Below are 24,476 nucleotides of genomic sequence, written 5' to 3' on the forward strand. Positions count from 1 at the left end.
AACAAGTACATTTTGTATTTGTTACTTTTCTTTTGCTAAATGACTTTTTCCATTAGCATAATTAATATTAACTCCAGGTTGAACATTATAGACAAAGACATTAAATTCAATATCTAATCCTTCATCTTCTACTGACATAGCTTCCATGATGACACCATCAGCTACAAGATTATCTCCCTCATAAACTGGTGTTACACGATATAAAACATGATTGTTTGTTTCTTTTACATAATCAGCAACCATATTTTCAAAATATAACATACCTTTGGTATTCATATATCTTGTTCCAGTGATTAAATTTCTTTCATTAGCATTTTCTCCAGTTAACTGATAACCAATCAAATGACAACGATTATATAAATATTTTCCATCAACAAAATCATATTTTATAGTTTGCCAGCCACTAGGCTTTACTTGTCCTATAGAACCTCTTTTTTCTGTAGGCATTGTCTTTTTAGAAACATTAGCATAAGCTACTCCACATCTTCCTAATGAGTCTAATGGACTATATTTTTCAAATGATTTAGTCGTTAAATCTTTTTCAGTGAAATATGGTTTTCCATCATTAAGTTCAACATAAGGCTTGTTTTTATAAGCTGGAATATCTTCAATATTTTGTACACTCTCTGGTTGATTAAGTTGAGTTGTGATATAACCACCAACAACGACAGCTAGTGCTACAACTAAACTATAGATTTTCTTTTTATATGTTTTCTTTCGCATACTTTATTCCTTTCGATAAATAACTTGAGTAATAAGATCATGTGAAGATCCTGCAAATTCTTCTTGACTCACAATAACAAACTGATTTAAATCAATATTCAAATAAAAATCTGCCGGATATTCTCTATTCCAATAAAATAAAATAACTTCATCAATATCCTTACAATCAATACTCACATTCTCAATTAAACAATAATCATTATCCTTAGCTATATCCATAAACTTCTCATCAACAATCGCTTCATCAAATAAATCCTGATATAACTGATAAGAATATTGATTCATATAAAGCTTCTTTGTTATAGTCTTAATTCTCTCTCTTACAATCCTATCTTGTGATTGTCTCCTATGATGAAACATTAATCCTAAATTTTCATCAACACAAGCAATAATCTTCATAATCTCACCTCATTAGATATCTATTTTATAATGAAAGAAAAACTTATTCAATAATGAATCGAATAAGTTTTAATATTTTTCATTCATATAATCAATAACTTCCTGATAAGTAGGAATAACTTCTTGTCCACCATTTCGAGAAACTTTAATTCCCGCAGCAATATTCGCATATTTAACTGCTTCTACTAAATCATTTGTTTTCACATATTGACTTGCTAGAGCTCCAGCAAAAGTATCCCCTGCTCCTACAGTATTTAAAGCTTTGACTTTAATTGATGGGATATACGTTGTTTGTCCTGATTGATAAACAAGATTTCCTTTTGATCCCATTTTAATAATACAATTCTTGACACCAAGTTCTTCAATTTTCTTAGCTGCTAATAAAGCTGATTCTTGATTATCTACATGTATTCCTGTAATCATTTGTGTTTCTTGTTGATTAGGTGTAATAACATCAGCATATTTTAAGACTTCTGGAAAATAGGCCCCTGCTGGTGCTGGATCTAAAATCACAAACATCCCTTTTTCTTTTGCTAGTTGCATAACTTTTATAATAGCTTCTGGACTTGTTTCCATCTGCAGCAATAAGATCTTTGCTTCAATCTTTGACATTGTTTCTTGAATATAATCTAAAGGAATTGTTAAATTAGCACCTAGACTACCTGCCATTGTATTTTCACCATGTTCATCTACAAAGATAACATACATTCCTGTTCCTGATTCTTCACTCAAGAGAATCTTATCAGTACCAACGCCATAGCTTTGTAAATTCTGCAACATTTGCTTTCCAGAGCTATCTTTTCCTACGGAACTAATAAATAACATCTGACTCCCTTGTTTAGCTACAGTAATCGCCTGATTTGCCCCTTTTCCACCAGGAATCGTTTCAATCTTTTTAGCTAAAACAGAATCACCATAATGAGGATAATCTTTAACATGTGTAACAACATCTAAATTAATACTTCCAAATACTACAACATCATATGTATTCATATACATTCTCCTCTACAAATCAAATAATTCATTTAACTTATGAGCAACACCATCTTCATGAATACTTAAACAAACTGTTTCAGCTTTCTCTTTAATAATCTCAATTGCATTTCCCATCGCAATAGGATGAGCCACTGTTTCAAACATTTCTACATCATTAGGTCCATCTCCAAAACAATAACTATTATCAAGTGAAATATTTAATTCATTTAAGACATCTAAAATTCCTGTTGCTTTTGAAACATCCTTAGCATAAACTTCCATACTATGATTATCAGGATGTAATTCATATGCAAACTTACCATAACATGATTTTGCATATTCTAATTCTTCTTGATTCTTAACCCATACTTCCATTTTCACTGTCTTTTTAATAATTTCATCTTCATCATAATCAAAACAGAAATTCTTAAAATCAATATTACATGTAGAATAAAATTTTAAAAGACATTCATTATTTTTATTCATATAACAAGCATCTGGAGTTTGTAAAACATATTCTATATCTTTTAAAGATAACTTTTGACATAATTGTTTTACATCTTCTTGATTCATAACTCTCACACTTAAATCTTGATTCTTATATTTAATATTAGCACCATTAGCTAATACATAACCATCAAAACCTATATTTTTTACATTATCAGCAATATATCCATAAGGTCTCCCACTAGCAATAAAACATAGATGACCCTTTTGTTGTGTTTTAGCAATAGCTTCTCTTACTGCTGGAGTAATTCCTCCTAGTTCAGGAAGATACAATGTTCCATCAATATCAAAAAATATAATCTTCTTATTCATACTAATCAATCCATCCAAAATGTTTACAAGCATTATAAATACCATCATCATCGGCATCACTTGTAATATAAGTTGCTTTTTCTTTTAACTCATCAATAGCATTCCCCATTGCTATAGAAGTCCATTCATCAATAAACATACTTAAATCATTCTTTTCATCACCAAACACAACAACATCCTTATAATCACCACCAAAATGATCAACAATAGCTTTAATTCCTACTGACTTATCTCCTGGTTCAACAAATAAATATTCTTTATGAAAACGACACCAAGGTAAATCATTCAATGTCTCTAACTTTTCTTCTTCAGGCGCAAAACATGCCACATAAACTTTAAAAATTTGATCAAAATCTCTTGGATCTAAACCATCTTGTACAACTGTATCCATATATATATCATGCGTAAAATCATAAAAACGATTATCTGGAGCTAAACGTCTTGTTTCATTATCTGGTGAAATAGCCCAAATAAATCCTTTTTCCTTACACTCATCTACTAATGCGACACATTTATCATAATCAAGTGGCTTGATTTCAATAAGTTCTTCATTTATTGTAATTCCATTACCACCATCACTTACCATATTTTTAAAACCTAATTCTTTCATATGATCTTTAGCCATTGCATAACTTCTTCCAGTCGCAATTGCTAAAAAATGTCCTTCTTCCTCTAATTTCTTTAATGCCAATTTTGTAGACTCAGGAATATATTGATTTCCTGGTGTTCCTACTGCTAAAGTTCCATCAATATCAAAAAAGAAAAACTTCTTTTTACCCATACTTAACACCTCCGTCAATCATTCTAACAAAATAAAAATATCTTGTCTCAAATTTACAAGAAAAGAAAAAAATAATGCCCGAAAGCATTATTTTAAATATTGAGTGTTTTCTAACATCACACCGCAACCTTCAGCAACACAATCTAATGCGTTGTCAGCTACAAATACAGGAACTCCTAATCCTTCTTCTAAGAATTTATCTAAGTTATGAAGTAAAGCCCCTCCACCAGTTAAGAAAATACCTTTATTAACAATATCAGCTGATAATTCAGGTGGTGTTTGTTCAAGAACTTGTTTTGTTGCACGTAAGATTGTCATACAACATTCTTCTAAAGCTTCTTGAGTTTCTTTAGCACTTAATTGAATAGTATGAGGTAATCCAGTTACTAAGTCTCTACCTCTTACATCCATAACTGCAGTTGGATCTGCTTCATAAGCACTACCAATAGTAATTTTAATTTCTTCTGCTGTACGATCACCAATTAATAATTTGTATTTATCTTTAACAAATTTAATTAATTCAGCATCCATCTTATCCCCAGCAATCTTAAGAGATGTACTTGTTACAATATCACCTAATGAAAGAACAGCAACATCAGTTGTTCCCCCACCAATATCAACAACCATATTTCCAGATGGTTTAGAAATATCTAAACCAGCTCCAATAGCTGCAACTTTTGGTTCTTCTTCAATATATACTCTTTTTGCTCCACATCTTAAAGCAACATCTTGAATAGCACTCTTTTCAATAGATGTAATATTAGATGGACAACAAATCAAGATTGTTGGTCTTGAGAAAACTCCTTTTAAATTTAATTTATTAATAAAATGAGTTAATAATATTTCAGTAATTTGAAAATCTGCGATAACACCATCTTTAAGAGGACGAATAGCTTGAAACTTACCTGGAGTCTTTCCAAGCATATCTCTAGCTTCTTCACCTACAGCGATTGGTCTATTTGTCTCAGTATTAATAGTCACAACAGAAGGTTCATTAACAACAATACCTTCACCTTTAACATAAATAAGAATGTTAGCTGTTCCTAAGTCAATACCAATTTCCTTTGATAATTTCATTTAAACATTCCTCCTATAAGCATTTCTATTGTAACATTTTTCCCATTAAATACAAGAAAAAAATAATCACTATAACAACATATTTTTAGCCTAACAACCGATAAAATAATTATACAAATATTTTTAACTCATTTATTCTCAATATACCTATAAATCACAAAATATAAAGAAAAGACCATATCATTAAAATATGATCCTTTCACTTTTTTTACTTCAAATTAATAGTTTTCTTTTCTTCTTTTTAAAACTAATAATGCACCTAAAGATAACATTCCAAGTAACATATACATTTCTACAAAAGTATTATCTTCAGTTTTTACATTTGACATTGCTACTGCACTAACAAGTAATTGTTCATATGTTTTACCCATCTTTTCCATTAAGATAGCATTAATAGCATCTTTTTCAGCTTGTGATAATTTTGACCAAGCATCTTTACCAGATAAGATTTGTTGATAGTTAGAACTATTAACTTCTTTATAAACATTACCATCTTTATCAGATAAGTATTTATCAACAAATGAATTTGCTGCTTTTTGCATATCTTGTGCTTTTGCAATTAATTCATCATATGATTTACTTCCTGCTGCTTTTAATTGATTATTAATAGCTGCTTTTTCATCATCTGATAATTTGTTCCATTCTGCTAAACCAGAAAGAATTTGTTCATAGTTACTAGCATTTAATTCTTTATAAATATTTCCATCTTTATCAGATACATATTTATCAACAAATGAGCTAGTTGTTTTTTCTACATCTTGTGCTTTCGCAATTAATTCATCATATGATTTACTTCCAGCTGCTTTTAATTGATTATTAATAGCTGCTTTTTCATCATCTGATAATTTATTCCATTCTGCTAATCCAGATAATACTTGTTCATAATTTGTTGAGTTAACTTCTTTATAAACATTACCATCTTTATCAGAAACATATTTTTCAACAAATGAATTTGTTGCTTTTTCCATTTCTTGTGCTTTTGTAATTAATTTATCAAAAGGTTGACTTCCTAAAGAAACTAATTGATTATTAATAACAGCTTTTTCATCATCAGTTAATTTATTCCATTCTTCTACACCAGAAAGAATTTGTTCATAATTTCCAGAATTCATTTCTTTATAAACATTACCATCTTTATCAGAAACATATTTTTCAACGAATGAATCTCTTGCTTTTTCCATTTCTTCAGCTTTAGCAATCATATCATCATATGTTTTTCCTACAGATGCTTTTAATTCATTATTAATAGCAGCTTTTTCATCTTTTGATAATGTATCCCATTCAGGTAAACCTGAAAGAATTTGTTCATAATTAGTAGAATCCATTTCTTTATAGATATTACCATCTTCATCACTTACATATTCAGCAATAAATCCATTTTTAGCTTCTTCGATATCTTTAGAAGCAGTTGTTAAATCTTCAATAGTTTTACCACCATTTGCTACTAATTTATCATTAATAGCTTGTTTTACATCATCACTTAATGCATCCCATTTTTCAGCTAAATCAATAATAGCTTCATAATTATCAGCATTAGCATCTAAGAATAATTCTCCATCACCATCAGTTAAATTATCTTTAATAAATTGATCTGAATCTTTATTTAATTTATCAGCATTTTCAAATAAATCATTATAAGATACATCTACACCTTTTTCTTTTAATTTATTATTAATAACTGTTTTTTCATTATCTGTTAATTTATCCCAATTATCTTTACCACTTAAAATAGTTTGATAATTATCTGGAGTTATTTCTTTAATAACACTATCTTTACCATCTTTTGTTTCAGTAACAAAAGTATCAATAAATGTATCTGTCTTATCATCTAAATCTGTTGCTTTAGTTAATAAGTCATCAAAATCAGTTCCTAATTTCTTTTCAACTGCCGCTTTTTCAGATTTAGTCATTTTATCCCAAGTCTCTTTACCTTTTAAGATTTGAGCATAATTATCTGGAGTAACTTCTGTAGCTCCAAATTCCTTAACAAAAGCATTGGCACTGGCATCTACTGCTTCTTTTGTTCCATCTAATAATTTTTGATAAGTTTGACCTGGATTTGCTTCTCCTAATAATTCATCAATCTTATTTTTAACTTCCTGAGAAGTTATTTTTCCATAAGGAACTTCACTTGCTAAAACTTTATCATATGTTGATTTTTCTACTTTAGCAATAGTTTCACCATCTTTAGTTAAGTTTGTTTTAACAAAAGCAGTTGCTTCATCAGATACATTTGTTACTGCATCATTATATAAACCTTTAAATCCTTTATCATAACCATCATCTTTTAATTGTTTATCTACTTCAGCTTTTTCAGCCTCAGAAAGTTTATCATAATTATCTTTAGCTTTCATAATTTGATCAGCATTAGATAAATCTCCAGATATAATAGGTTTACCATCTTTTATTAAATTATCTGTAATGAATTTAGCAGCACCATTTGATGCAAATTCTTTTGCATCAGAAACTAATTTATCATATCCACCTGTATATCCTAATTTTTCATCAATAGCATCTTTTACATTTCCATCTGTAATTTTTTTATAAGCATCTTGACTAGCTAAAATTTTATCAACAGTGCTTCTAGTTACTTCGTTAATCTTCATACCATCAATTGTTAAATAACCATTAATAAAGTTTGTCGCTGAATTATCAATATTTTTAGCGTTATTTAACATTTGTGAACAATCAGTTCCTAAAATTTTATTGACTTGCGCTTGTTGAGCTGAAGTTAAATTTTTCCAATCTGATTCACTAGCCAAAATTTGTTTATATGTATCAGATGTCGCAGATGTAATATGATTACCATCTTTTGTTAATTTATTTTTAACAAATGAAGTTGCTTTATCATCTACTCCATCTAATTTATTTTTCACATCTGTTAAAATTTTATCGATACCCTCAATAGTTGTTGCTGCCTTAATTTCCGCTTTAGCAGCATTTTCAATTTCAGTAATTTTTTCCAATTCATTAGAATAATAATTATCAGCATTATAATTTTTGATTATATCTGCTAATTTACCTGAAGCTTCATTACGTAAATCATCAACACTACTATATGGAACAGTAACCTTTGCTCCATCTGTTGGTTTTGAAGGTAATATTCCATCTACAATTGAACCAGGATTACGTGTTTTAACTGTATAATCTCCTTTAGGAACTCCATCAAAAACTAATTTATCACTATCTGCTGTAGTCCAACCTGCAACAAGCTTTTTACCAGCATAAACTGCATATTGCTGACCTATTACTGCTGGATTAACTGTAACATTTCCAATATCACCTTTGATTTTTTCAGCAGTAATATCAGCAGCTGGTTCTTTAGCACGTTCTGTAAGTTCTGATTCTGAACCAAATGAAATATCTACATCTGCAGGATCTGAATCAGCTTTTTTAACTGTTAATTTTTCACCAATCCATTCTTCAATAATTGCAACTCCAATTTTTGAAGCACCAGTTCCTTCAGTCACAATAGTACCATTGCTTGCTTTAACTTTGTAATCGCCATTTGCATCAATTTCTATTGTCCATTTTCCTGCATCAGGAGTAGTAACTGTATAAGTATTGTTATTTTCAAAACCAGTTAAAGTTCCTGCTTCAGCATCGACACCAATCTTTAATGTTTTCTTGATAGCATCAATTGCATTATTTAAATTAGTATCTAATGAAGAAATATAACTAAAAGATTTACTTTTTCCTGGTTTCAAATCTCCTAACTCAAAATAAATAAAAATATCATTATCTGCATAATTACTTGTATTTTTAGTAATTACCATTGTTTTGTTTTTATTGTAAATATCTGAAAAATTTAATCCGTTTGTTGTGTAACCTGCTGTTGCGCGTTTATCAGCACTAAAGAATATAAATGGTGTTGTCACTCTATCTTCTAATCCATAGGCAAAAACACTTGTACCATATGGATCTAATGCTGGATTTCCTACCACATTATTAGTAAGTGAGTTGCCATCTTTTATCCAGTGTTGGTCCGGATCAAATGCACGCATATAACGCACCCCAGATAATGTTTCATTATCATTCTCATTTTTTAATTGAACAGTTGTTGTAAAATATTTATCATTGACATCAAATTCAACTGTCTGAACAAATTTAACATTATCTGTTGTATATCCTGTTGTAACAGCTTTTAAATGATTCCCACTACTTTGATTTACTGTTTCTGTTTTAGTCTCATCAATATTTTTTTGAAGTCCTTTTGTTCCTATTTGACTTCCAGTGGCCTGTCGTTCACCATTATATCCTATAGTAAAACTTTCATCTATCGTTACTGGTAAGAAATAATCTGTCGTAACACTGTTCCAATCATTCTCATCTCCTGTTGGATTTGAGACCATTCCTATTCTCTTATTAGAAGAATTTGTAGGATGGAAATTACTAGGTGCATCACTTTCTGTCCCAAAACTTCCAACCTTACTAATACCAATTTCAATATAGTTACCACCTAAGAACACATCATCATTAATTTTAGTATGACGTGCTCCACTACTATATGCACTAACACTTGAAATATTTCCTGACATTAATCCTAGTGACATAAATAAGGATAAACCAACTGATAAAACTGATTTTCCTTTGTTTTTTAATCTTACTTTCTTAGTCATCACCTATACCTCTCTTTCGTAAATTCAACGTGACTAATTGTTATTATAGTAATTTACATCCCCTCCTATATCATTTTAAAAATCCATAAACGTATGCTTTTACGAACTTCTTTTTTTAGATGAGAAAATGTTTTATAAATATAAAAAAACTACCTATTATTTCTAATAAGTAGCTTGTTCGTTAAAGTATATTTTTACAAATATTTTATTATATATGTATACATATCGTATACATATTACCTGATACACTTGAATTATAACAAATTTATCACAACTTTACAATAATCTTCCCAAAATTTGTAAGCGTTTTACAAAAAAGAGATTTTAAACAGGTATTGTCTAAAATCTCAAATACATTATTTAATTGTATTTAATGATTGATCTAAATACTTTTCTGGGTTACAAAGTTTGCCATCTTTTTGTAAAATAAAATGTAAATGATTCTTTAAATCAGCTTCATACACATTTACTCCACTCTTACCAATGACATCACCTTGTTTAACAGATTGATTCATTTCTACATTAGCACTAGCTAAAGATTCATAGGTTGTGGAAATCTTATCACTATTTGTTATGGTGATAACTAGGCCTAAAACTGGATCATTTGTTTTTTTGGTAACTGTACCACTCATTGCTGCAAGAACATCAAATGATTCATTTTTATTAGCATAATCAATTCCTTGATTTGGTCGATAGACACCTTCAAATAATATTAATGATTGATCTTGTTTAGTAGAATCATCATCTTTATTATAATAATATCTTACAATTCCTATTCCATCTTTTACTGGAGCTTTTAATTTTTCAACTGTTTTCTTTTCTTGTTTATCATCTGTAGTTGTTTTCTTTTCATCAACCTTAGCAACTGATTCTTCTTGGAAATTTTGTGTATGATCATCTAATATTTTTTGTACAATCCCAATTCCACCAAGAAATAATGCTAATGCGACAGTAATTCCTAATGCTTTTTTGTATTTAAATGGTCTTTTCTTCATACTTTCACCTCAATCTAAGTATGAACAAAAGTTATGAGTCTATACGTTTAATTTCAATATTTTGATAATAATGTTTTAATATCTCTTGATATGTTTTATTTTCTTTCGCCATTGCTTGTGCTCCATATTGACTCATACCAACACCATGTCCACTTCCTTTGGTTGTAAATTGATAGCCTTTTGAAGTCAATTGTATTTGAAAACATGATGATGCTAAACCTAGTTTTTCTCTTATTTGTCTACCTGTATATTTCTTTCCATTAATAATAACTGTTTTAACATATCCACTATTAGTATAAGCTGTAATATTGATATCTATCGAAGAAATTCCAAAAGCTTTTGATAATGCTTGTTTGGTAAATGTTTTTGTTCGTGTATTAGTGGGATCTATTGTTAAATCCCAATGACTATCAACAGCTTTTAAATAAGCAACTTTTCCATTAAAATAATCTTCACAATTTACAGTTTTCCCATTACTACTAGAAAAAAACATAGCTGAAATATATTCTCCTTGATAAGTCATTGCTTCATAACTTGTTTCTTTAATTGCTTTTTCTATCTTAGCTTTATTTTTACTATAGCTTCCTTTCCAGTTCTTTTTCATTTGTTCATCAGTTAGATAAACTTGTGAATTGGTTGTACTATCAACATTTAAATGTCTTGATAATACAAATGTACGACTAGCTACAACTTGTGCTTTTAATGCTTCTAACTCAAAACTTACAGGCATTTCTCCAGCAACAACACCTATTAAATATTCTTCTAAGGGAACTTTTAAAGTCTTTGTTTTGGTTTTGACATTAACGATATAATCTTTTGGTTTTTGTTTTGTTTGATAATTTGATAAAAGATATGTAATATCACCTTGATATTGTAAACATCCAATAATCAATATCAAACATATAACAAAAAGAAGTTTTGTATATATTGTTTTCATAATACAATATATGTAAAACTTCCTTAATTATAACTAAAACTTAATGTTCCAAATGATAATATAAATGATGCAAATAAATATCCTAACGCTACTGAAGCAACAATAAAGAATATGTAAAATTCTTTTATTTTGGTTGGTTTAATATAATTTTCAAATCTAAAACAACTTAAACCAATCATTGATAAAGCAATAGATATAATATATACCACAACATTAACAATATGATAAACCATACTTTCACCTCTATTCAAGTTTTAAAATCTTATCATATAATGAGACACAATAACCAATACAAAAAGCATTTATAACTGTACCAATCCCTACTCCTACAATATAACCTTTAAAAATAAGTCCTAATAAACAAGATAATGCAATAGTACTTAAATCAAAAGTTATTTTTAATCTACCAAAAGGTTGATGAAAAACTTGAGCTATTGTTTGGACAATCCCATCCGAAGGATTTAAAACAATATCACCTTTTAACATTAAATATACTCCTAAAGCTGTTAATAAGGTTGCAATAATTAATAAAGATATTTGAATAAAGAGATAGGTTGCTTTTATATTCAATAAAACATCATAGAAATCAATCAATATTCCTACTAAAAAAGAAAAAGGAAATTGAATTAAAATCTTATAATCAATCTTTTTAAGTAAGCATGTCTGTATAACAACAAAAATAAAATAAAGTAATGTAATTGCATTTCCTAAAGTAAAGCTTGTAATAAAGGAAAAGACATAAGGGAGCGTTGTTATTGAACCTACACCTAATTGTGATTTAGTGTTTAAAACAATACCAATTGATAAAGCATTAACTCCTAATAAAAAATAAATAACCCGCTTTAATGTTATATCTTGTAAAGCACTTTGCTTCCATGTTATTTCTTTATTATCCATATTTCATAAAACCTTCCTTTTACTCTTTTACATTATAGTCATAATCTAGTACAATAACAACATAGGAGGAATAAATTTATGAAATATTTTCAATTACCACAAACAAATTTAAATGTTTCAAGAATCGCTTTAGGCTGTATGAGAATTGCTGATAAAAGTGTTGATGAAGTTGATGACTTGATTAAAACTGCATTAGATGCTGGAATTAACTTCTTTGATCATGCTGATATTTATGGTGGAGGAAAATCTGAAAAGGTTTTTGGTGAGGTTTTAAAGCGTCATCCTGATTATCGTCAAAAAATGATTATTCAAACGAAATGTGCGATTGTTCCTGGACAAAGATATGATTTTTCTAAGGAGCATATTTTAAAGAGCGTTGATGATTCTTTGATGAGATTGAATACCGATTATGTTGATATTTTATTATTACATAGACCTGATGCTTTATGTGATCCAAAAGAAGTTGCTGAAGCTTTTGATGAATTATATGAAGCAGGTAAAGTAAAGTATTTTGGTGTTTCAAATCATACCCCTTTACAAATTGAGTTATTACAAAAGTATTCAAAATATCCTATTATTATTAATCAATTACAATTATCAATTGTTCACTCAGTCATGATTGATTCTGGATTGAATATGAATATGAAAGAAGCTTGGGCTCAAGATAAAGATGGTGGAGTTCTAGATTATTGTCGTTTAAAAGACATTACTATTCAACCTTGGAGTGTTGTTCAAGCATCATGGGCTGAAGGAACTTTCCTAGATAATCCTGATTATCAAAAATTAAATGATGTCATGCAAGCGCTAGCTGATGAATATCATGTAACAAAGAGTGCAATTGCTGTTGCTTGGTTACTACGTCATCCAGCTTGTATGCAACCTATTGTTGGAACAACTTCACCTCAACATTTATTAGAAAGCGTAAAAGCTTGTGATGTTGAGTTGACTCGCCAACAATGGTATGATCTCTACCTTGCGAGTGAAAAGCCTCTCCCTTAAGGAGGATTAAAATGATTATTGAATTAAAGAGTTTAGATGAGATAGACCCTTGTGAATTTGCTTATTATGCTAATGATCCCAATATTAATACTTATTTAAGAAACTCATTTCCAGCTCCTTATACATTAGATCATGCTTTATCTTTTATTACTCATTCTTTACAACATCATGCTTTAGATTTTGCTATTGTTGTTGATGGAAAATGTGTAGGTTGTGTTGGTGTGACTTTTCAAAAAGATATTTTTCTTAAAAATGCTGAAATTGGTTATTGGTTAAATAGTCAATATTGGGGTAAAGGCATTATGAGTCAAGTTATTAAGATGTTATGTTCTTATCTCTTTTCAAACTATACAATTCATAAGATTTGTGCTGATGTTTTTGCTGAGAATAAAGCTTCTTGTATTGTTTTAGAAAAGAATGGTTTTATTCAAGAAGGTTATCGCAGAGAACATATTTATAAAGATGGATGTTATCATGATTTAATTTTATATGCTTTATGGAGGAATAGTGATGAATATTAGAAAATCAAATGAAAACGATGCTTCTTCTATTATGGAGCTTGTTCATCAAGCTCAAGATTATTTTCGTCGTTCAAATATTGATCAATGGCAGGATGGATATCCTAAGATTGAAAATATTTTAGAAGATATTCAAAAAGGATGTAGTTATGTTTTAGAAGATCAACAGAAAATTATTGGAACAATGTATTTTGCTATAGAGGAAGATGTTAATTATCATCATATTGATGGTCAATGGAAAACAAGTCATCAACCTTATGCTGTTATACATAGAATTGTTGTTGATGAAAAGCATAAAGGACAAAATCTTGCAGCTTTATTATTATCATATGTTGTGAATACATGTTTAAATTTAAAAGTTGCAAGTATTCGTATAGATACACATGAAGATAATCTTTCAATGCAACGTTTTTTAAAGAAGAATGGTTTTGAATTATGTGGTGGGATTACTTTACAAAGTGGTGCTCCTCGTATTGGATTTGAAAAAATTATTGAATAAATAGAATTTGACCCACATATAAATAAGTATGGAGGTCAATTCTATGAACTATTGTGTAAATAAACCATACCCATCTGTTGAACAACTTGATATGAATGTAGCCTATGGTCAGATGATGTTATCTAACCTAGGAGGACTTCACTCGGAAATGAATGCCGTTAGCCTTTATTTTTATAACCATGTTATTACTAAACAATCCTGGCCAAAGCTTGCTAAGGTTATGCAGGAAATTAGTTTTGTTGAAATGCATCACTTAGAGATATTTGCTGATATGTGTACACATTTAGCTGTTGATCCTAGACTTTGGGATTGTCAAAATGATTTTTTAGAATATTGGTCACCAGGATATAATGTCTATCCTCGTCAAATGAATATTATGTTGGAAAATGCAATTAAAGAAGAAGAAAATACGATTCGTATTTATCAGTCACAGATTGCTTGTATTGATGAACCTATTATTCAAGATGTTTTAAATCGTATTATTTTAGATGAACAATTGCATATTCATATATTTCAAGAATTATTAGATGAATATAATCAAAATAGACAAGAAAGAATGAAAACAGATTTTTATTAATCTGTTTTTTTTTGACTAAATTCTTTTTCTCACTTACAATAGATTAAAGAAGGGATTTGATAATATGGGATATAGTGAATTAATTAAACATTTTGATAGAATCCGTAATTATATGCATGAATTTTATATTTATGGATTTAAGGATAGAAATCAAATCACTCATAAAAGTAAACGTTCTTATGATAATGAAAAAAGAAGATTAGAAAGTTATTTAAAAGATTTTATGTCTTTTCAATATACTACTTCTAAAACTGTATTCTTATCCATTGATAGTCGTCAAATGACTTATAATCCATTATATAAAGCCTTTGAAGCAAAAAGCTTTACTCATAAAGATATAACTTTACATTTTTATATTTTAGATATTTTATATGATGATTCTCAATCATTAACATTTCAAGAAATATTAAATAAAGTTGATGAATATCTTGCTTTATTTCCTCAAACTATGCATTTTGATGAATCAACATTAAGAAAAAAATTAAAAGAATATGTTAATTTAGGAATACTAACAACAACTCATTTAGGTAAACAAGTCTACTATCAAAGAACAAAACCAACTGATTTATCTTCATATCAATATGCATTAAGCTACTATAGTGAAATCTTTCCCTTAGGTGTCATTGGCCATTATATGCTCAACCAACTACAATCACCACAATATTTTTCTTTTAAACATCATTATATTTCAAGAGCTATAGATAGTGAAATCATGGCTAAAATCTTTGATGCTATGAAGCAAAAGAAAAGTATTTATTTAATACATCATCATAACCAATCATATCATATTGTTCCTTTACGTCTTTATATAAGTTCACAAAATGGAAGATGTCATCTTTTAGCTTACTCTTATCGATATAAACAAATAAAAACATTTCGTATTGATCATATAAAAGATATCAAGCTTAGTGAAGATTGTGATTGTTTTGATGACTATCGCACAAGATTAAAACAAATCGAAAAGCATATTTGGTCTGTACAATGTCATGAAAAACAACCTTTAGAACATGTTTCAATGACTATCCAAATTCTCCCTCATGAACAATATGTCTTACAAAGATTACAACGTGAAAAACGTCATGGAACAATAACTCAAATCAATGATACAAGTTATGAATTTTCTATTGATATTTATGATACATATGAAATATTACCTTGGATAAGAACTTTTATTGGACGTATTTTAAAACTTAATTTTTCTAATCGAACAATTGAAAATCAATTTAAAGAAGATATCAAAAAAATGTATGAACTTTATCAAATAAAAGGAAGTGATGAATCATGATTTTTCATGAAATATATGGTTGTTATTATTTATGTATGGAAAAAATAATCAATCATGCCTTAAATCATACTTTAACTCAAGATAAAATTCTTGAGATTATCAATCAGTATGCTTTTGAAGATAGTCACATCGAAATCATGTCTCATCTCAAAAATCAAGATTGGCCTCTTATCACCCAAGATTACCATACTCCCCTCCACCATCCTTCAACTCGACCACTTACCCTTTTAGAAAAGCGATGGTTAAAATCTCTCAGTCTTGATCCACGCATTCAATTGTTTTCTATATCTTTTGATAATCTTGATGATATTGAACCTCTATTTACAAATGATGATTATCTCATCTATGATCAATATCTTGATGGTGATTGTTTTGATGATGAACTTTATATCAAAAACTTTCAAACAATTCTCTATGCTTTAGAAAATCAATTCATTTTAAAAGTGACTTATCAAAATAAACAATTGATTTGTCATCCCACAAAATTAGAATATTCTTTAAAAGACAATAAATTTCGTTTAAAAACATCTCATGATCATTTTCATAAAACCCTTAATCTCTCAAAAATAACAAATTGTGAACTTACTCAACAGACTGCTTTCCAAGATAACAAACTCTATCAAAATAAACAATCTGTTATATTGGAACTTTATGATGAAAGAAGTGCATTAGAAAGAGCAATGATGCAATTTGCTGACTTACAAAAGAAAGCAGAACAAATCAATGATAAGACTTATCGTATTGAACTTTTTTATCAAAAAGAAGATGAAACTGAATTACTCATTAGAATTTTATCTTTTGGTCCTTTGTTAAAAGTTATTGAACCACAAAGATTTGTTCAGCTCATTCAAGAAAGATTAAAATTACAACTAAGTTGTGGACTTCGTTAAGTTCGCAACTTTTTTTCCATGATAAGTATACTTTCTTTGTCTATAATAAAGGTGTCGATAAGGAGTGATGAAAATGAAAGAAATAAAAGGTATATATTCATCAGCAAAAGTCTTTACAGATATTATAGATGAGAAAGCTGTTGAACAAATTCAAACTTTATGTAATCAAGAATTTACTAAGGATGCTAAAATAAGAATTATGCCAGATGCTCATGCTGGGGTTGGATGTGTGATTGGATTTACTGCAAATTTAGGTGAATTGGTTATTCCTAATATTGTTGGTGTTGATATTGGGTGTGGAATGTTAACTGTTGATTTAAAAGATTCTCAAATTGATTTAGAAAAACTCGATCAAATTATTAGAAAGTATATTCCTAGTGGTACTTCAGTTCATTCTGGAAGAATCATGAGATTTGATAAATTACAAGAATTATATTGTTATAGAGAATTGAAAGATTCTAAAAGAGTAGAAAGAAGTATTGGGACTTTAGGTGGCGGTAATCATTTTATTGAAGTTGATGTAGATGAAAACAATCATTCTTATTTAGTTATTCATACGGGTAGTCGTAATTTAGGTAAACAAGTTGCTCAATATTATCAAAATTTAGCTTATGATTTAATGGCAGGAAAAGATGAGCTTCTTTTAAAACAAGAACAATTAATTTCTGATTATAAAAAGCAAGGTAGAAAAGATGAGCTTCAAGAGGCTATTAAGGAATTAAGAAAGAATTTTATTGCAAAAGAAGTTCAGTTACCTAAAGAGCTTTGTTATTTAAGTGGAAAGTATCGTGATCAATATTTACATGATATGGCAATATGTCAAGAATATGCTACTTTAAATCGTCAGATGATTGCTAAGATTATTTTAAAACAATTACTTGATATGTCTTTAGAAGAATTTGATTATTTTGAAACAATTCATAATTATATTGATCATGATGAAAATATTATGAGAAAAGGTGCTGTTTCTGCTAAGCTTAATGAAAAGATTTTAATTCCGATTAATATGCGTGATGGAAGTTTGATATGTTTAGGTAAAGGAAATGAAGAATGGAATCAATCTGCTCCTCATGGTGCTGGTCGTTTATATAGTCGACAAAAAGCTAAGGAATTGTTTTCTTTAAATGAATTTGAAGATCAAATGCAAGGAATCTATTCAACTTCTATTAATCAACATACTTTGGATGAATGTCCTATGGCTTATAAGTCTATGGATGATATTGTTAATAATATAGGTGAAACAGCTACAATTATTCAAGTTATTAAACCTATTTATAATTTTAAAGCTTAGGGGTGATATGATGTTAGATATAATTTTAAATAAGTTAGATGATATTGAGAGAAAAGAAAATGTAAAGATTATCTATGCAGTTGAATCTGGAAGTCGTGCTTGGGGTTTTGATTCTCAAGATAGTGATTATGATGTTCGTTTTATTTATGTAAGACCTTTAAATGATTATCTTTCTTTAGAAGATATTAAAGATACTATAGATTATGAACTTAATGATGTTTTTGATATTAATGGTTGGGATTTAAAGAAAGCTCTTAAATTACTTTATAAATCAAATCCTACTCTTTATGAATGGAAAGCTTCCCCGATTGTTTATAAGAAAACAATGGAATGGGATATGATTGATGAAGCTTTTGAACAATATTTTCAAATTCAAAGAGTTCTTCATCATTATTATCATATGAGTTTTCATGAATATAAGAATGTTCAAACATTAAAACAGTTTCTTTATTGTTTAAGAACTTTATTATGTTGTTTATGGATTATTGAATATCAATCTCCCCCACCTATTGAACTTAATAAACTGTTATTCTTATTACCAGATTATCTTCATGATACTATTTTAGAAATCTTAACATTCAAAAAGAATAATGATGAGCATTGCTCATATAATCCAGATCCTACTTTTAATCGTTATATCGAAGAACAATTAAATTATATCGGGCAACATCTTTTAAATTCTCAAAACAATCTATCTTTTAACTTACTAAATCAAACATTTGTAAATATATTAAAAACTCTGTCGCTATGACAGAGTTTTTATTCAATTGGTTCTTGATAAAAACGACCAGTAACCCCTTCAGATTTAACGATATTAACAAATACACTTGAATCTAACTCTTTTAATAAATGAATAACATCTTTAACTTCATCAGCTCCAACAACCGTATAAAGCATTGCTTTATTTTCTTTCAAATAACATCCTTGCCCTTCAATACGCGTAACCCCATGATGAGTAAAACTCATCAATTCTTGTTCTAGTAATTCAGCTTTATTTGTTACAATAAATAAGGTTGCTTTTTGATCTCTTTGATGAAATCTTTCAATAATTTGAGTAGAAACAAATTGAAATATAATAGAATACATTGCTTCTTCAAAACCAAATAATAATCCCGCTGTTGTTAAAATAACAACATTAATTCCAAAAACAAAGTTCCAAGATGGTTTCTTTAATTTATTTGATAAATATACAGCAATAAAATCAGTACCACCACTAGATGCCTTTCCATATAATGCAATAACAATAGCTAATCCATTTAATATTCCCCCAAATACAGAAACAAGTAATGGATCATATGTAATAGGTGTTACTGGTATTAAATCAACTAAGAAAGAATTTAAAATAATCATCATAACTGAATAACTTGTAAATTTCTTTCCAATCATCTTAAACCCAATAAATGCTGGTACAGCATTTAAAGCAATATTAATAAATGAATAAGGTAAACTTATCCCCATAAAATCATTTGCTGCTCTTTGTAATAAAAGTGATAAACCAGTAAAACCACCTGGTATTAAATTTCCAGCACGTACAAATGATTTAATATTCACAGACATGATAAGTGATGCTATTAAAACACAAACTAATGAAGTTACATGCTTTTGCCATTCTTCTTTTTCTTTTGTTTTAGCGTAAACCATAATATCCTCCCTAAAAATACGCACTTATTATACGCTTGTACAAACATGAATACAATATTATTTTGTAATTTATTGTCGTGTTTATAAAAACAAAAGAAGTATTGCCGAGGCAATACCCTTATTGTTTTAATCTTCCTTCTCTTAATAAACGAAGTAATTCAAGATTTTGTCTTGCACTTCCTGTATAATTTTCAATTCCATTTCTTCTTGCTATTTCACGACGTGATGCAAATGATGCATCTACTCCTATTTGTGTCAAAGCATCCACAAGTGAATCTCCACGATATGTTGGATTTGATAAATAAGTGAGTGTTCCTGTTATACTATCGTTATTAACCCAACCTAATCCATTTCCAATTAAATATGGATTTCTTGCATTAGGAACAACTCTTGTAATTGTTCCATGATTCATATATGGAATTAAAGGTATACTACTATCTGAAGAAATATAGACATGATTGAATGTGACATGATCTCCAACTTTATAATTCATTGTTGGTGGTTCTGGGTTTGGTTCTGGTCTTTCAAAGTTGTTATAGCCTCCAGCTCTTATTTCAGCTGGGAAATCACGGAAAGCATAATTTCTATCGACTGGTGCGTTGATTCCTTCAACAAAACCTTTATCAGTATATTGCCACATATCAAAACCTTCTGCTCCTAATTCTTCAGCATATCTAGCAACCCATCTTGTATAACGTGTAAATAATGCTCCAGTTAATTTAGAAGTCCACCAGTAATAAGAAGCATAGAATCCTGGGAAGTAATTATTTCTTGCTAATTCATCGGCCCATACTCTACAGTTCCTTTCAATTTGCTCATTTGTCAATCTCCCAATTCGTGGATCCTCTAAATCCAAATAAACTGGATACTCCATTTTATAATCTTTAACTAATCTCATGACATGACGAGCTTCTGATAAAGCCGCCCTTTCATCTGTTGCATAGGAATAGAGATAAACACCAAAAGGTATTCCTAATCTTGTACACTCATCAGCATTTCTTTTAAATGTTGGATCATCTTGTCCAGGTATATCCTGTCCATATCCACATCTTAATATCGCAAAATCTATATGCTCTTTTACACGTTCCCAATCTATTTCACCTTGATATTGGGAAACGTCAATACCATCTCTAACCATGCATTCACCTCCTTCAAAATACTATATGTTCTTTTGATTTTGTTGACTTGGCATTTGACACAATTTTTTAACACTTTATAATATATGTAAATGAGGTGAGAATCATGAAAATATTTTTATGTGAAGCAATTCATCAGAATGCTTATGACGAATTAAAGAAATACGGAATCATTATTGATGATTTTAATCAAATACAAGAGTGCGAAGTTTTAATAAATCGTAATTTAAAAATGGATAAACATTTTATTGATCAATGTCAATCATTAAAATTAGTTATTATACATGGTAGTGGATATGATGATATTGATGTTGATTATTTAAAACACCAACATATTCATTTATGTCATACTCCCGGATATAATGCTTTAAGTGTTGCTGAACTGATTGTAACAATGATGTTAGAACTATCTAGAAAGACTCACTTATTGCAAAATGATTATCTCGATAATCAAATCAATACAGTCGCACCTATTGCTTATCTTGGTCATGAAGTTTCATATAAAACATTTGGAATGATTGGTGTAGGAAAAATAGCACTTAAAGCTGCAGAAATTTTAAAAAATGGATTTCATATGCGAATTATAGGTTATTCGCGCTCTCTTACTCCCCAATTAGCTCAAGAATATGGGATAGAATACTGTGCCTGTTTAGAAGATGTTTTAAAAGAGGCCGACTATGTTTCTATTGGTACATCTTTAAATGAAGATACATATCATATCATAACAAAAAAAGAATTGTCTTATATGAAACCTTCTGCATATCTGATCAATACAGCTAGAGGTGCTATTGTTAATCAAGATGATTTATATTATGCCTTAGTTAATCATCAAATTGCTGGAGCTGGTTTAGATGTACTTGAAAATGAACCTGTTGAGTCATCACATCCACTTCTTCAATTACCCAATGTTGTTTATACACCACATATGGGAGCTTCTACTGACGAAGCATTACTAAGAGTTGGGTTAGCAGTTGTTGATGCTGTGAAAAAATTTAAAAATGGTGAAATATGTGAACATTTATTGTTTTAACAAATATTGGTGGTCTATTCTTAGACATTTATGTTATAATTATGAAGCAGAGAGGTGATTAAATGAAAAAAATAGTTTTAAGTCTCTTAGCTTTTTGTTCAGTTTTTGCTATGACATTGACTGCTGGAAATGTTAATGCAACTGATTTTAAAGGCAATGAATCAAAATACATAAAATTGTGTTCATCATCTTTGACAAATTCGAATAAAAAAGTTTGTCAGAAATTTAATGAATATTTAAGTAAAAAGAATAAAGATTTGAAGAAAGAAATTTCAGAGACAAAAGAAGATTTAAGTAAAACAAATGATGATATTAAAGATGTCTCATCCAAAATATCTAAACTTAATTCACAAATAACCGCTAAAGAAAATGAAATCGATTATTTACTTTCTTCTATTACAAAAATAGAAAAGAATATAGCTAAAAAAGAAAAACAAATGCAAGATCGATTATATGTTATGCAATCAACATATAATTCAAATTGGATGATTGATTTTTTATTTGGTGCTGATGATTTTACATCATTCTTTTCTCGTCTAGCAAGTATTAATGATATTACTTCTTACGAAAAAGAACTTGTAGATGAACTTACAACTCAAAAGAAAAATTTAGATACGCAAAAGGCAACTTTGCTTAATGCAAAAGCATCTTTACAATCACAGAAAAACACTCAACTTGCTTTGCAAGAGAAATTAGTTAATTTAAAAGCTGCTCAACAAAAAGAAATTTCTGACAACCAAAAAGAATCAAAGAAAGTTTCTGAAGCACAAAAGAAAATTGATGCTGCATTAACTGAGTTGATGTCTCAGGCTCCTAGCGGTGGTGGCGGTGGAGGATCATATGTTCCTGGATCTTCTGCTGTAGGAAATGCTATTGCTCAAAAAGCTTTATCAAAACTTGGGGCAAGATACTGGTGGGGTGCTAATGGACCTACTTACTTCGATTGTTCTGGTTTAGTATTCTGGGCTCACAAAGAAGCCGGTGTTAAAATTGGTCGTACTACTGCTGCTGGATATTCTAGAAGTGGAAAAGCTATATCAAAAAGTCAATTACAACCTGGTGATGTTATTACATTTAGTTATGGAAGTGGTGTTGCTCATATTGGAATTTATATTGGTGGTGGAAGCTTTGTTCATGCTGCTGGTAATGGTTCTGGTACAGTTGGTCAATATCCTAATCAATGTGTTAAAACTGCATCTTTATCTGGATATTGGGAAAATCATGCATATAACTATCGTAGATTATATTAAAAGAATTAGGAATTTAATCCTAATTCTTTTTTTACTTCTCTTTTGATTTCTCTCAATATTTCATAACTATCATCAAATTTTGCTTGATCTACACCATTTAAAGGTAATTGAACAACTTCTTTAATACCTTCTTTACAAATAATACATGGAACACCAATAAATATATCACCGTGCTTATATTCATGTTCTAGATATGCACTTACACATAATATTTTATGTGTATCATTAAATATTGATAAGATTAATTTATTTAATGAAATTCCAATTCCATAATATGTTGCTTTCTTTCTCTCAATAATTTCATATGCAGCATTTTTAACATCATCATAAATCTCATTTAAATCATTCATATCTAAATTTCTTTCTTCCACATATTCTATTAATGTCTTACATCCAACATATGTATTCATCCATGAGATAAATGATGAATCACCATGTTCCCCTAAAATATATGCCTCAATATCATCACTAGAAACATCTAAATATTCACTTAATAAATATCTCATCCTTGCTGTATCTAGTAAAGTCCCTGTTCCAATAACCTTACTTTTATCAATACCCATAACTTTATAAACAACATAACTTAAGATATCTACTGGATTACTTGCTACAATAACAATTCCTTGAAATCCACTGTATTTTATTTTTAAAGATATATCTTTGATAATTCTAGTATTTACTTTTGTAAGTTCTAAACGTGTTTGTCCTTCTTTTTGATTAGCACCTGCACAAATTACAACAATATCAGCATCTCTACATTCATTATAATTACCTGCTTTAATAACCATCTTATTCATACTATAAGGTAACCCATGATTAAGATCCATTGCTTCACCTTTAGCCTTTTCTTCATCTATATCTATTAAAACAAGTTCATCAATGCCACCCGTATTCATTAATGAATATGCCATGCTCATTCCTACCATACCTGTTCCAATTAAAACAACTTTTCTATTATCTTTCATTTTATCACCATATCTAGTATGATAAAATTATTTTATTTTATACAAAAAGGCATTAATTTAATGCCTTCTTTTTTAAAAGACTATTTAAAATTTAACGTGGTTTGAACTGACTACACATTATCGTGTGGTCTTTTTCTATTCTCCAATATTCTAGCTATAATTATTTATGGGGT

Annotated in this window: 24 protein-coding genes; 10 read left to right on the forward strand and 14 right to left on the reverse strand. The window is 29.1% G+C overall.

Features of this window, described 5'->3' with window-relative positions:
- Positions 1-21 precede the first annotated feature (21 nt).
- The 11 genes from EDD60_RS10130 to EDD60_RS10180 form a co-directional block, all read right to left on the reverse strand.
- Entirely contained in the window at positions 22-723 is a 702-nt protein-coding gene (locus EDD60_RS10130) for a DNA/RNA non-specific endonuclease (protein ID WP_066447028.1), read from the reverse strand.
- A gap of 3 nt (positions 724-726) precedes the next feature.
- Entirely contained in the window at positions 727-1,122 is a 396-nt protein-coding gene (locus EDD60_RS10135) for a hypothetical protein (RefSeq protein ID WP_066447030.1), read from the reverse strand.
- Positions 1,123-1,191: 69 nt separating this feature from the next.
- Complete coding sequence (locus EDD60_RS10140; RefSeq protein ID WP_066447034.1) at positions 1,192-2,115, reverse strand: ribokinase; 924 nt, start codon at positions 2,113-2,115, stop codon at positions 1,192-1,194.
- Between the two features lie 12 nt (positions 2,116-2,127).
- Positions 2,128-2,916, reverse strand: a complete 789-nt coding sequence (locus EDD60_RS10145) for a Cof-type HAD-IIB family hydrolase (RefSeq protein ID WP_066447235.1) — start codon at positions 2,914-2,916, stop codon at positions 2,128-2,130.
- Position 2,917: 1 nt separating this feature from the next.
- Positions 2,918-3,697, reverse strand: a complete 780-nt coding sequence (locus EDD60_RS10150) for an HAD-IIB family hydrolase (protein WP_066447035.1) — start codon at positions 3,695-3,697, stop codon at positions 2,918-2,920.
- A gap of 87 nt (positions 3,698-3,784) precedes the next feature.
- On the reverse strand, positions 3,785-4,774 hold the full coding sequence (gene mreB, locus EDD60_RS10155) for a rod shape-determining protein (protein WP_066447038.1): 990 nt from the start codon (positions 4,772-4,774) through the stop codon (positions 3,785-3,787).
- 218 nt (positions 4,775-4,992) lie between these two features.
- Positions 4,993-9,393: a rhoptry family protein gene (locus tag EDD60_RS10160; protein WP_066447039.1), complete on the reverse strand. Its 4,401-nt coding sequence runs from the start codon at positions 9,391-9,393 to the stop codon at positions 4,993-4,995.
- Positions 9,394-9,749: 356 nt separating this feature from the next.
- Positions 9,750-10,388 carry a M23 family metallopeptidase gene (locus EDD60_RS10165; RefSeq protein ID WP_066447040.1) on the reverse strand — a complete coding sequence of 213 codons (639 nt, stop codon included), beginning with the start codon at positions 10,386-10,388 and terminating at the stop codon, positions 9,750-9,752.
- A 31-nt stretch (positions 10,389-10,419) separates the two neighbouring features.
- Positions 10,420-11,325 (reverse strand): stage II sporulation protein D, encoded by a 906-nt coding sequence (gene spoIID, locus EDD60_RS10170; RefSeq protein WP_066447042.1) that lies wholly within the window; start codon positions 11,323-11,325, stop codon positions 10,420-10,422.
- Positions 11,326-11,348: 23 nt separating this feature from the next.
- Positions 11,349-11,558 carry a DUF1146 domain-containing protein gene (locus EDD60_RS10175; RefSeq protein ID WP_066447044.1) on the reverse strand — a complete coding sequence of 70 codons (210 nt, stop codon included), beginning with the start codon at positions 11,556-11,558 and terminating at the stop codon, positions 11,349-11,351.
- Between the two features lie 10 nt (positions 11,559-11,568).
- The gene (locus EDD60_RS10180; protein WP_066447046.1) at positions 11,569-12,222 is read right to left on the reverse strand and encodes a YczE/YyaS/YitT family protein; all 654 of its coding nucleotides are present in this window, start codon (positions 12,220-12,222) and stop codon (positions 11,569-11,571) included.
- A 78-nt stretch (positions 12,223-12,300) separates the two neighbouring features.
- Here EDD60_RS10180 and EDD60_RS10185 point away from each other — a divergent pair, with 78 nt between their 5' ends.
- From EDD60_RS10185 to EDD60_RS10220, 8 genes are all read left to right on the forward strand, one after another.
- Positions 12,301-13,221: an aldo/keto reductase gene (locus tag EDD60_RS10185; protein ID WP_066447047.1), complete on the forward strand. Its 921-nt coding sequence runs from the start codon at positions 12,301-12,303 to the stop codon at positions 13,219-13,221.
- 11 nt (positions 13,222-13,232) lie between these two features.
- Positions 13,233-13,742, forward strand: coding sequence for a GNAT family N-acetyltransferase (locus EDD60_RS10190; protein ID WP_132226394.1), 510 nt, complete (start codon positions 13,233-13,235; stop codon positions 13,740-13,742).
- Positions 13,732-14,238, forward strand: coding sequence for a GNAT family N-acetyltransferase (locus EDD60_RS10195; protein WP_066447049.1), 507 nt, complete (start codon positions 13,732-13,734; stop codon positions 14,236-14,238). The genes EDD60_RS10190 and EDD60_RS10195 overlap by 11 nt, the downstream gene beginning before the upstream one ends.
- 43 nt (positions 14,239-14,281) lie before the next feature.
- On the forward strand, positions 14,282-14,815 hold the full coding sequence (locus EDD60_RS10200; RefSeq protein WP_066447052.1) for a ferritin-like domain-containing protein: 534 nt from the start codon (positions 14,282-14,284) through the stop codon (positions 14,813-14,815).
- 64 nt (positions 14,816-14,879) lie between these two features.
- Positions 14,880-16,100, forward strand: coding sequence for a helix-turn-helix transcriptional regulator (locus EDD60_RS10205; protein ID WP_066447054.1), 1,221 nt, complete (start codon positions 14,880-14,882; stop codon positions 16,098-16,100).
- Entirely contained in the window at positions 16,097-16,990 is an 894-nt protein-coding gene (locus EDD60_RS10210) for a WYL domain-containing protein (protein WP_066447056.1), read from the forward strand. Before EDD60_RS10205 ends, EDD60_RS10210 begins: the two co-directional genes overlap by 4 nt.
- Before the next feature lie 73 nt (positions 16,991-17,063).
- Positions 17,064-18,281, forward strand: coding sequence for an RtcB family protein (locus EDD60_RS10215; protein WP_066447057.1), 1,218 nt, complete (start codon positions 17,064-17,066; stop codon positions 18,279-18,281).
- 10 nt (positions 18,282-18,291) lie between these two features.
- A complete protein-coding gene (locus EDD60_RS10220; protein WP_066447059.1) occupies positions 18,292-19,032 on the forward strand; it encodes a nucleotidyltransferase domain-containing protein in 741 nt (246 codons plus the stop codon).
- Positions 19,033-19,040: 8 nt separating this feature from the next.
- Here EDD60_RS10220 and EDD60_RS10225 read toward each other — a convergent pair whose 3' ends face one another.
- Both EDD60_RS10225 and EDD60_RS10230 read right to left on the reverse strand, forming a co-directional pair.
- Positions 19,041-19,922, reverse strand: a complete 882-nt coding sequence (locus EDD60_RS10225; RefSeq protein ID WP_066447062.1) for a YitT family protein — start codon at positions 19,920-19,922, stop codon at positions 19,041-19,043.
- 118 nt (positions 19,923-20,040) lie between these two features.
- On the reverse strand, positions 20,041-21,060 hold the full coding sequence (locus tag EDD60_RS10230) for a glycoside hydrolase family 25 protein (RefSeq protein ID WP_066447066.1): 1,020 nt from the start codon (positions 21,058-21,060) through the stop codon (positions 20,041-20,043).
- Positions 21,061-21,164: 104 nt separating this feature from the next.
- On the opposite strand from EDD60_RS10230, the gene EDD60_RS10235 reads away from it, so the two are divergent.
- Positions 21,165-22,088 carry an NAD(P)-dependent oxidoreductase gene (locus EDD60_RS10235; protein ID WP_066447069.1) on the forward strand — a complete coding sequence of 308 codons (924 nt, stop codon included), beginning with the start codon at positions 21,165-21,167 and terminating at the stop codon, positions 22,086-22,088.
- Positions 22,089-22,150: 62 nt separating this feature from the next.
- Positions 22,151-23,338, forward strand: coding sequence for a C40 family peptidase (locus EDD60_RS10240; protein WP_066447072.1), 1,188 nt, complete (start codon positions 22,151-22,153; stop codon positions 23,336-23,338).
- Positions 23,339-23,343: 5 nt separating this feature from the next.
- On the opposite strand, the gene EDD60_RS10245 is transcribed toward EDD60_RS10240, so the two are convergent.
- The gene (locus tag EDD60_RS10245) at positions 23,344-24,303 is read right to left on the reverse strand and encodes an L-lactate dehydrogenase (protein ID WP_066447074.1); all 960 of its coding nucleotides are present in this window, start codon (positions 24,301-24,303) and stop codon (positions 23,344-23,346) included.
- Positions 24,304-24,476 lie beyond the last annotated feature (173 nt).

This window comes from Longibaculum muris, assembly GCF_004343035.1.
In the GTDB taxonomy this organism is placed as follows: Bacteria; Bacillota_I; Bacilli_A; order Erysipelotrichales; family Coprobacillaceae; genus Longibaculum; species Longibaculum muris.

Coding starts and splice junctions, on each gene's coding strand:
- EDD60_RS10130 (WP_066447028.1), bottom strand. CDS start 723: ATGCGAAAGAAAACATATAAAAAGAAAATCTATAGTTTAGTTGTAGCA.
- EDD60_RS10135 (WP_066447030.1), bottom strand. CDS start 1,122: ATGAAGATTATTGCTTGTGTTGATGAAAATTTAGGATTAATGTTTCAT.
- EDD60_RS10140 (WP_066447034.1), bottom strand. CDS start 2,115: ATGAATACATATGATGTTGTAGTATTTGGAAGTATTAATTTAGATGTT.
- EDD60_RS10145 (WP_066447235.1), bottom strand. CDS start 2,916: ATGAATAAGAAGATTATATTTTTTGATATTGATGGAACATTGTATCTT.
- EDD60_RS10150 (WP_066447035.1), bottom strand. CDS start 3,697: ATGGGTAAAAAGAAGTTTTTCTTTTTTGATATTGATGGAACTTTAGCA.
- mreB (WP_066447038.1), bottom strand. CDS start 4,774: ATGAAATTATCAAAGGAAATTGGTATTGACTTAGGAACAGCTAACATT.
- EDD60_RS10160 (WP_066447039.1), bottom strand. CDS start 9,393: ATGACTAAGAAAGTAAGATTAAAAAACAAAGGAAAATCAGTTTTATCA.
- EDD60_RS10165 (WP_066447040.1), bottom strand. CDS start 10,388: ATGAAGAAAAGACCATTTAAATACAAAAAAGCATTAGGAATTACTGTC.
- spoIID (WP_066447042.1), bottom strand. CDS start 11,325: ATGAAAACAATATATACAAAACTTCTTTTTGTTATATGTTTGATATTG.
- EDD60_RS10175 (WP_066447044.1), bottom strand. CDS start 11,558: ATGGTTTATCATATTGTTAATGTTGTGGTATATATTATATCTATTGCT.
- EDD60_RS10180 (WP_066447046.1), bottom strand. CDS start 12,222: ATGGATAATAAAGAAATAACATGGAAGCAAAGTGCTTTACAAGATATA.
- EDD60_RS10185 (WP_066447047.1), top strand. CDS start 12,301: ATGAAATATTTTCAATTACCACAAACAAATTTAAATGTTTCAAGAATC.
- EDD60_RS10190 (WP_132226394.1), top strand. CDS start 13,233: ATGATTATTGAATTAAAGAGTTTAGATGAGATAGACCCTTGTGAATTT.
- EDD60_RS10195 (WP_066447049.1), top strand. CDS start 13,732: ATGAATATTAGAAAATCAAATGAAAACGATGCTTCTTCTATTATGGAG.
- EDD60_RS10200 (WP_066447052.1), top strand. CDS start 14,282: ATGAACTATTGTGTAAATAAACCATACCCATCTGTTGAACAACTTGAT.
- EDD60_RS10205 (WP_066447054.1), top strand. CDS start 14,880: ATGGGATATAGTGAATTAATTAAACATTTTGATAGAATCCGTAATTAT.
- EDD60_RS10210 (WP_066447056.1), top strand. CDS start 16,097: ATGATTTTTCATGAAATATATGGTTGTTATTATTTATGTATGGAAAAA.
- EDD60_RS10215 (WP_066447057.1), top strand. CDS start 17,064: ATGAAAGAAATAAAAGGTATATATTCATCAGCAAAAGTCTTTACAGAT.
- EDD60_RS10220 (WP_066447059.1), top strand. CDS start 18,292: ATGTTAGATATAATTTTAAATAAGTTAGATGATATTGAGAGAAAAGAA.
- EDD60_RS10225 (WP_066447062.1), bottom strand. CDS start 19,922: ATGGTTTACGCTAAAACAAAAGAAAAAGAAGAATGGCAAAAGCATGTA.
- EDD60_RS10230 (WP_066447066.1), bottom strand. CDS start 21,060: ATGGTTAGAGATGGTATTGACGTTTCCCAATATCAAGGTGAAATAGAT.
- EDD60_RS10235 (WP_066447069.1), top strand. CDS start 21,165: ATGAAAATATTTTTATGTGAAGCAATTCATCAGAATGCTTATGACGAA.
- EDD60_RS10240 (WP_066447072.1), top strand. CDS start 22,151: ATGAAAAAAATAGTTTTAAGTCTCTTAGCTTTTTGTTCAGTTTTTGCT.
- EDD60_RS10245 (WP_066447074.1), bottom strand. CDS start 24,303: ATGAAAGATAATAGAAAAGTTGTTTTAATTGGAACAGGTATGGTAGGA.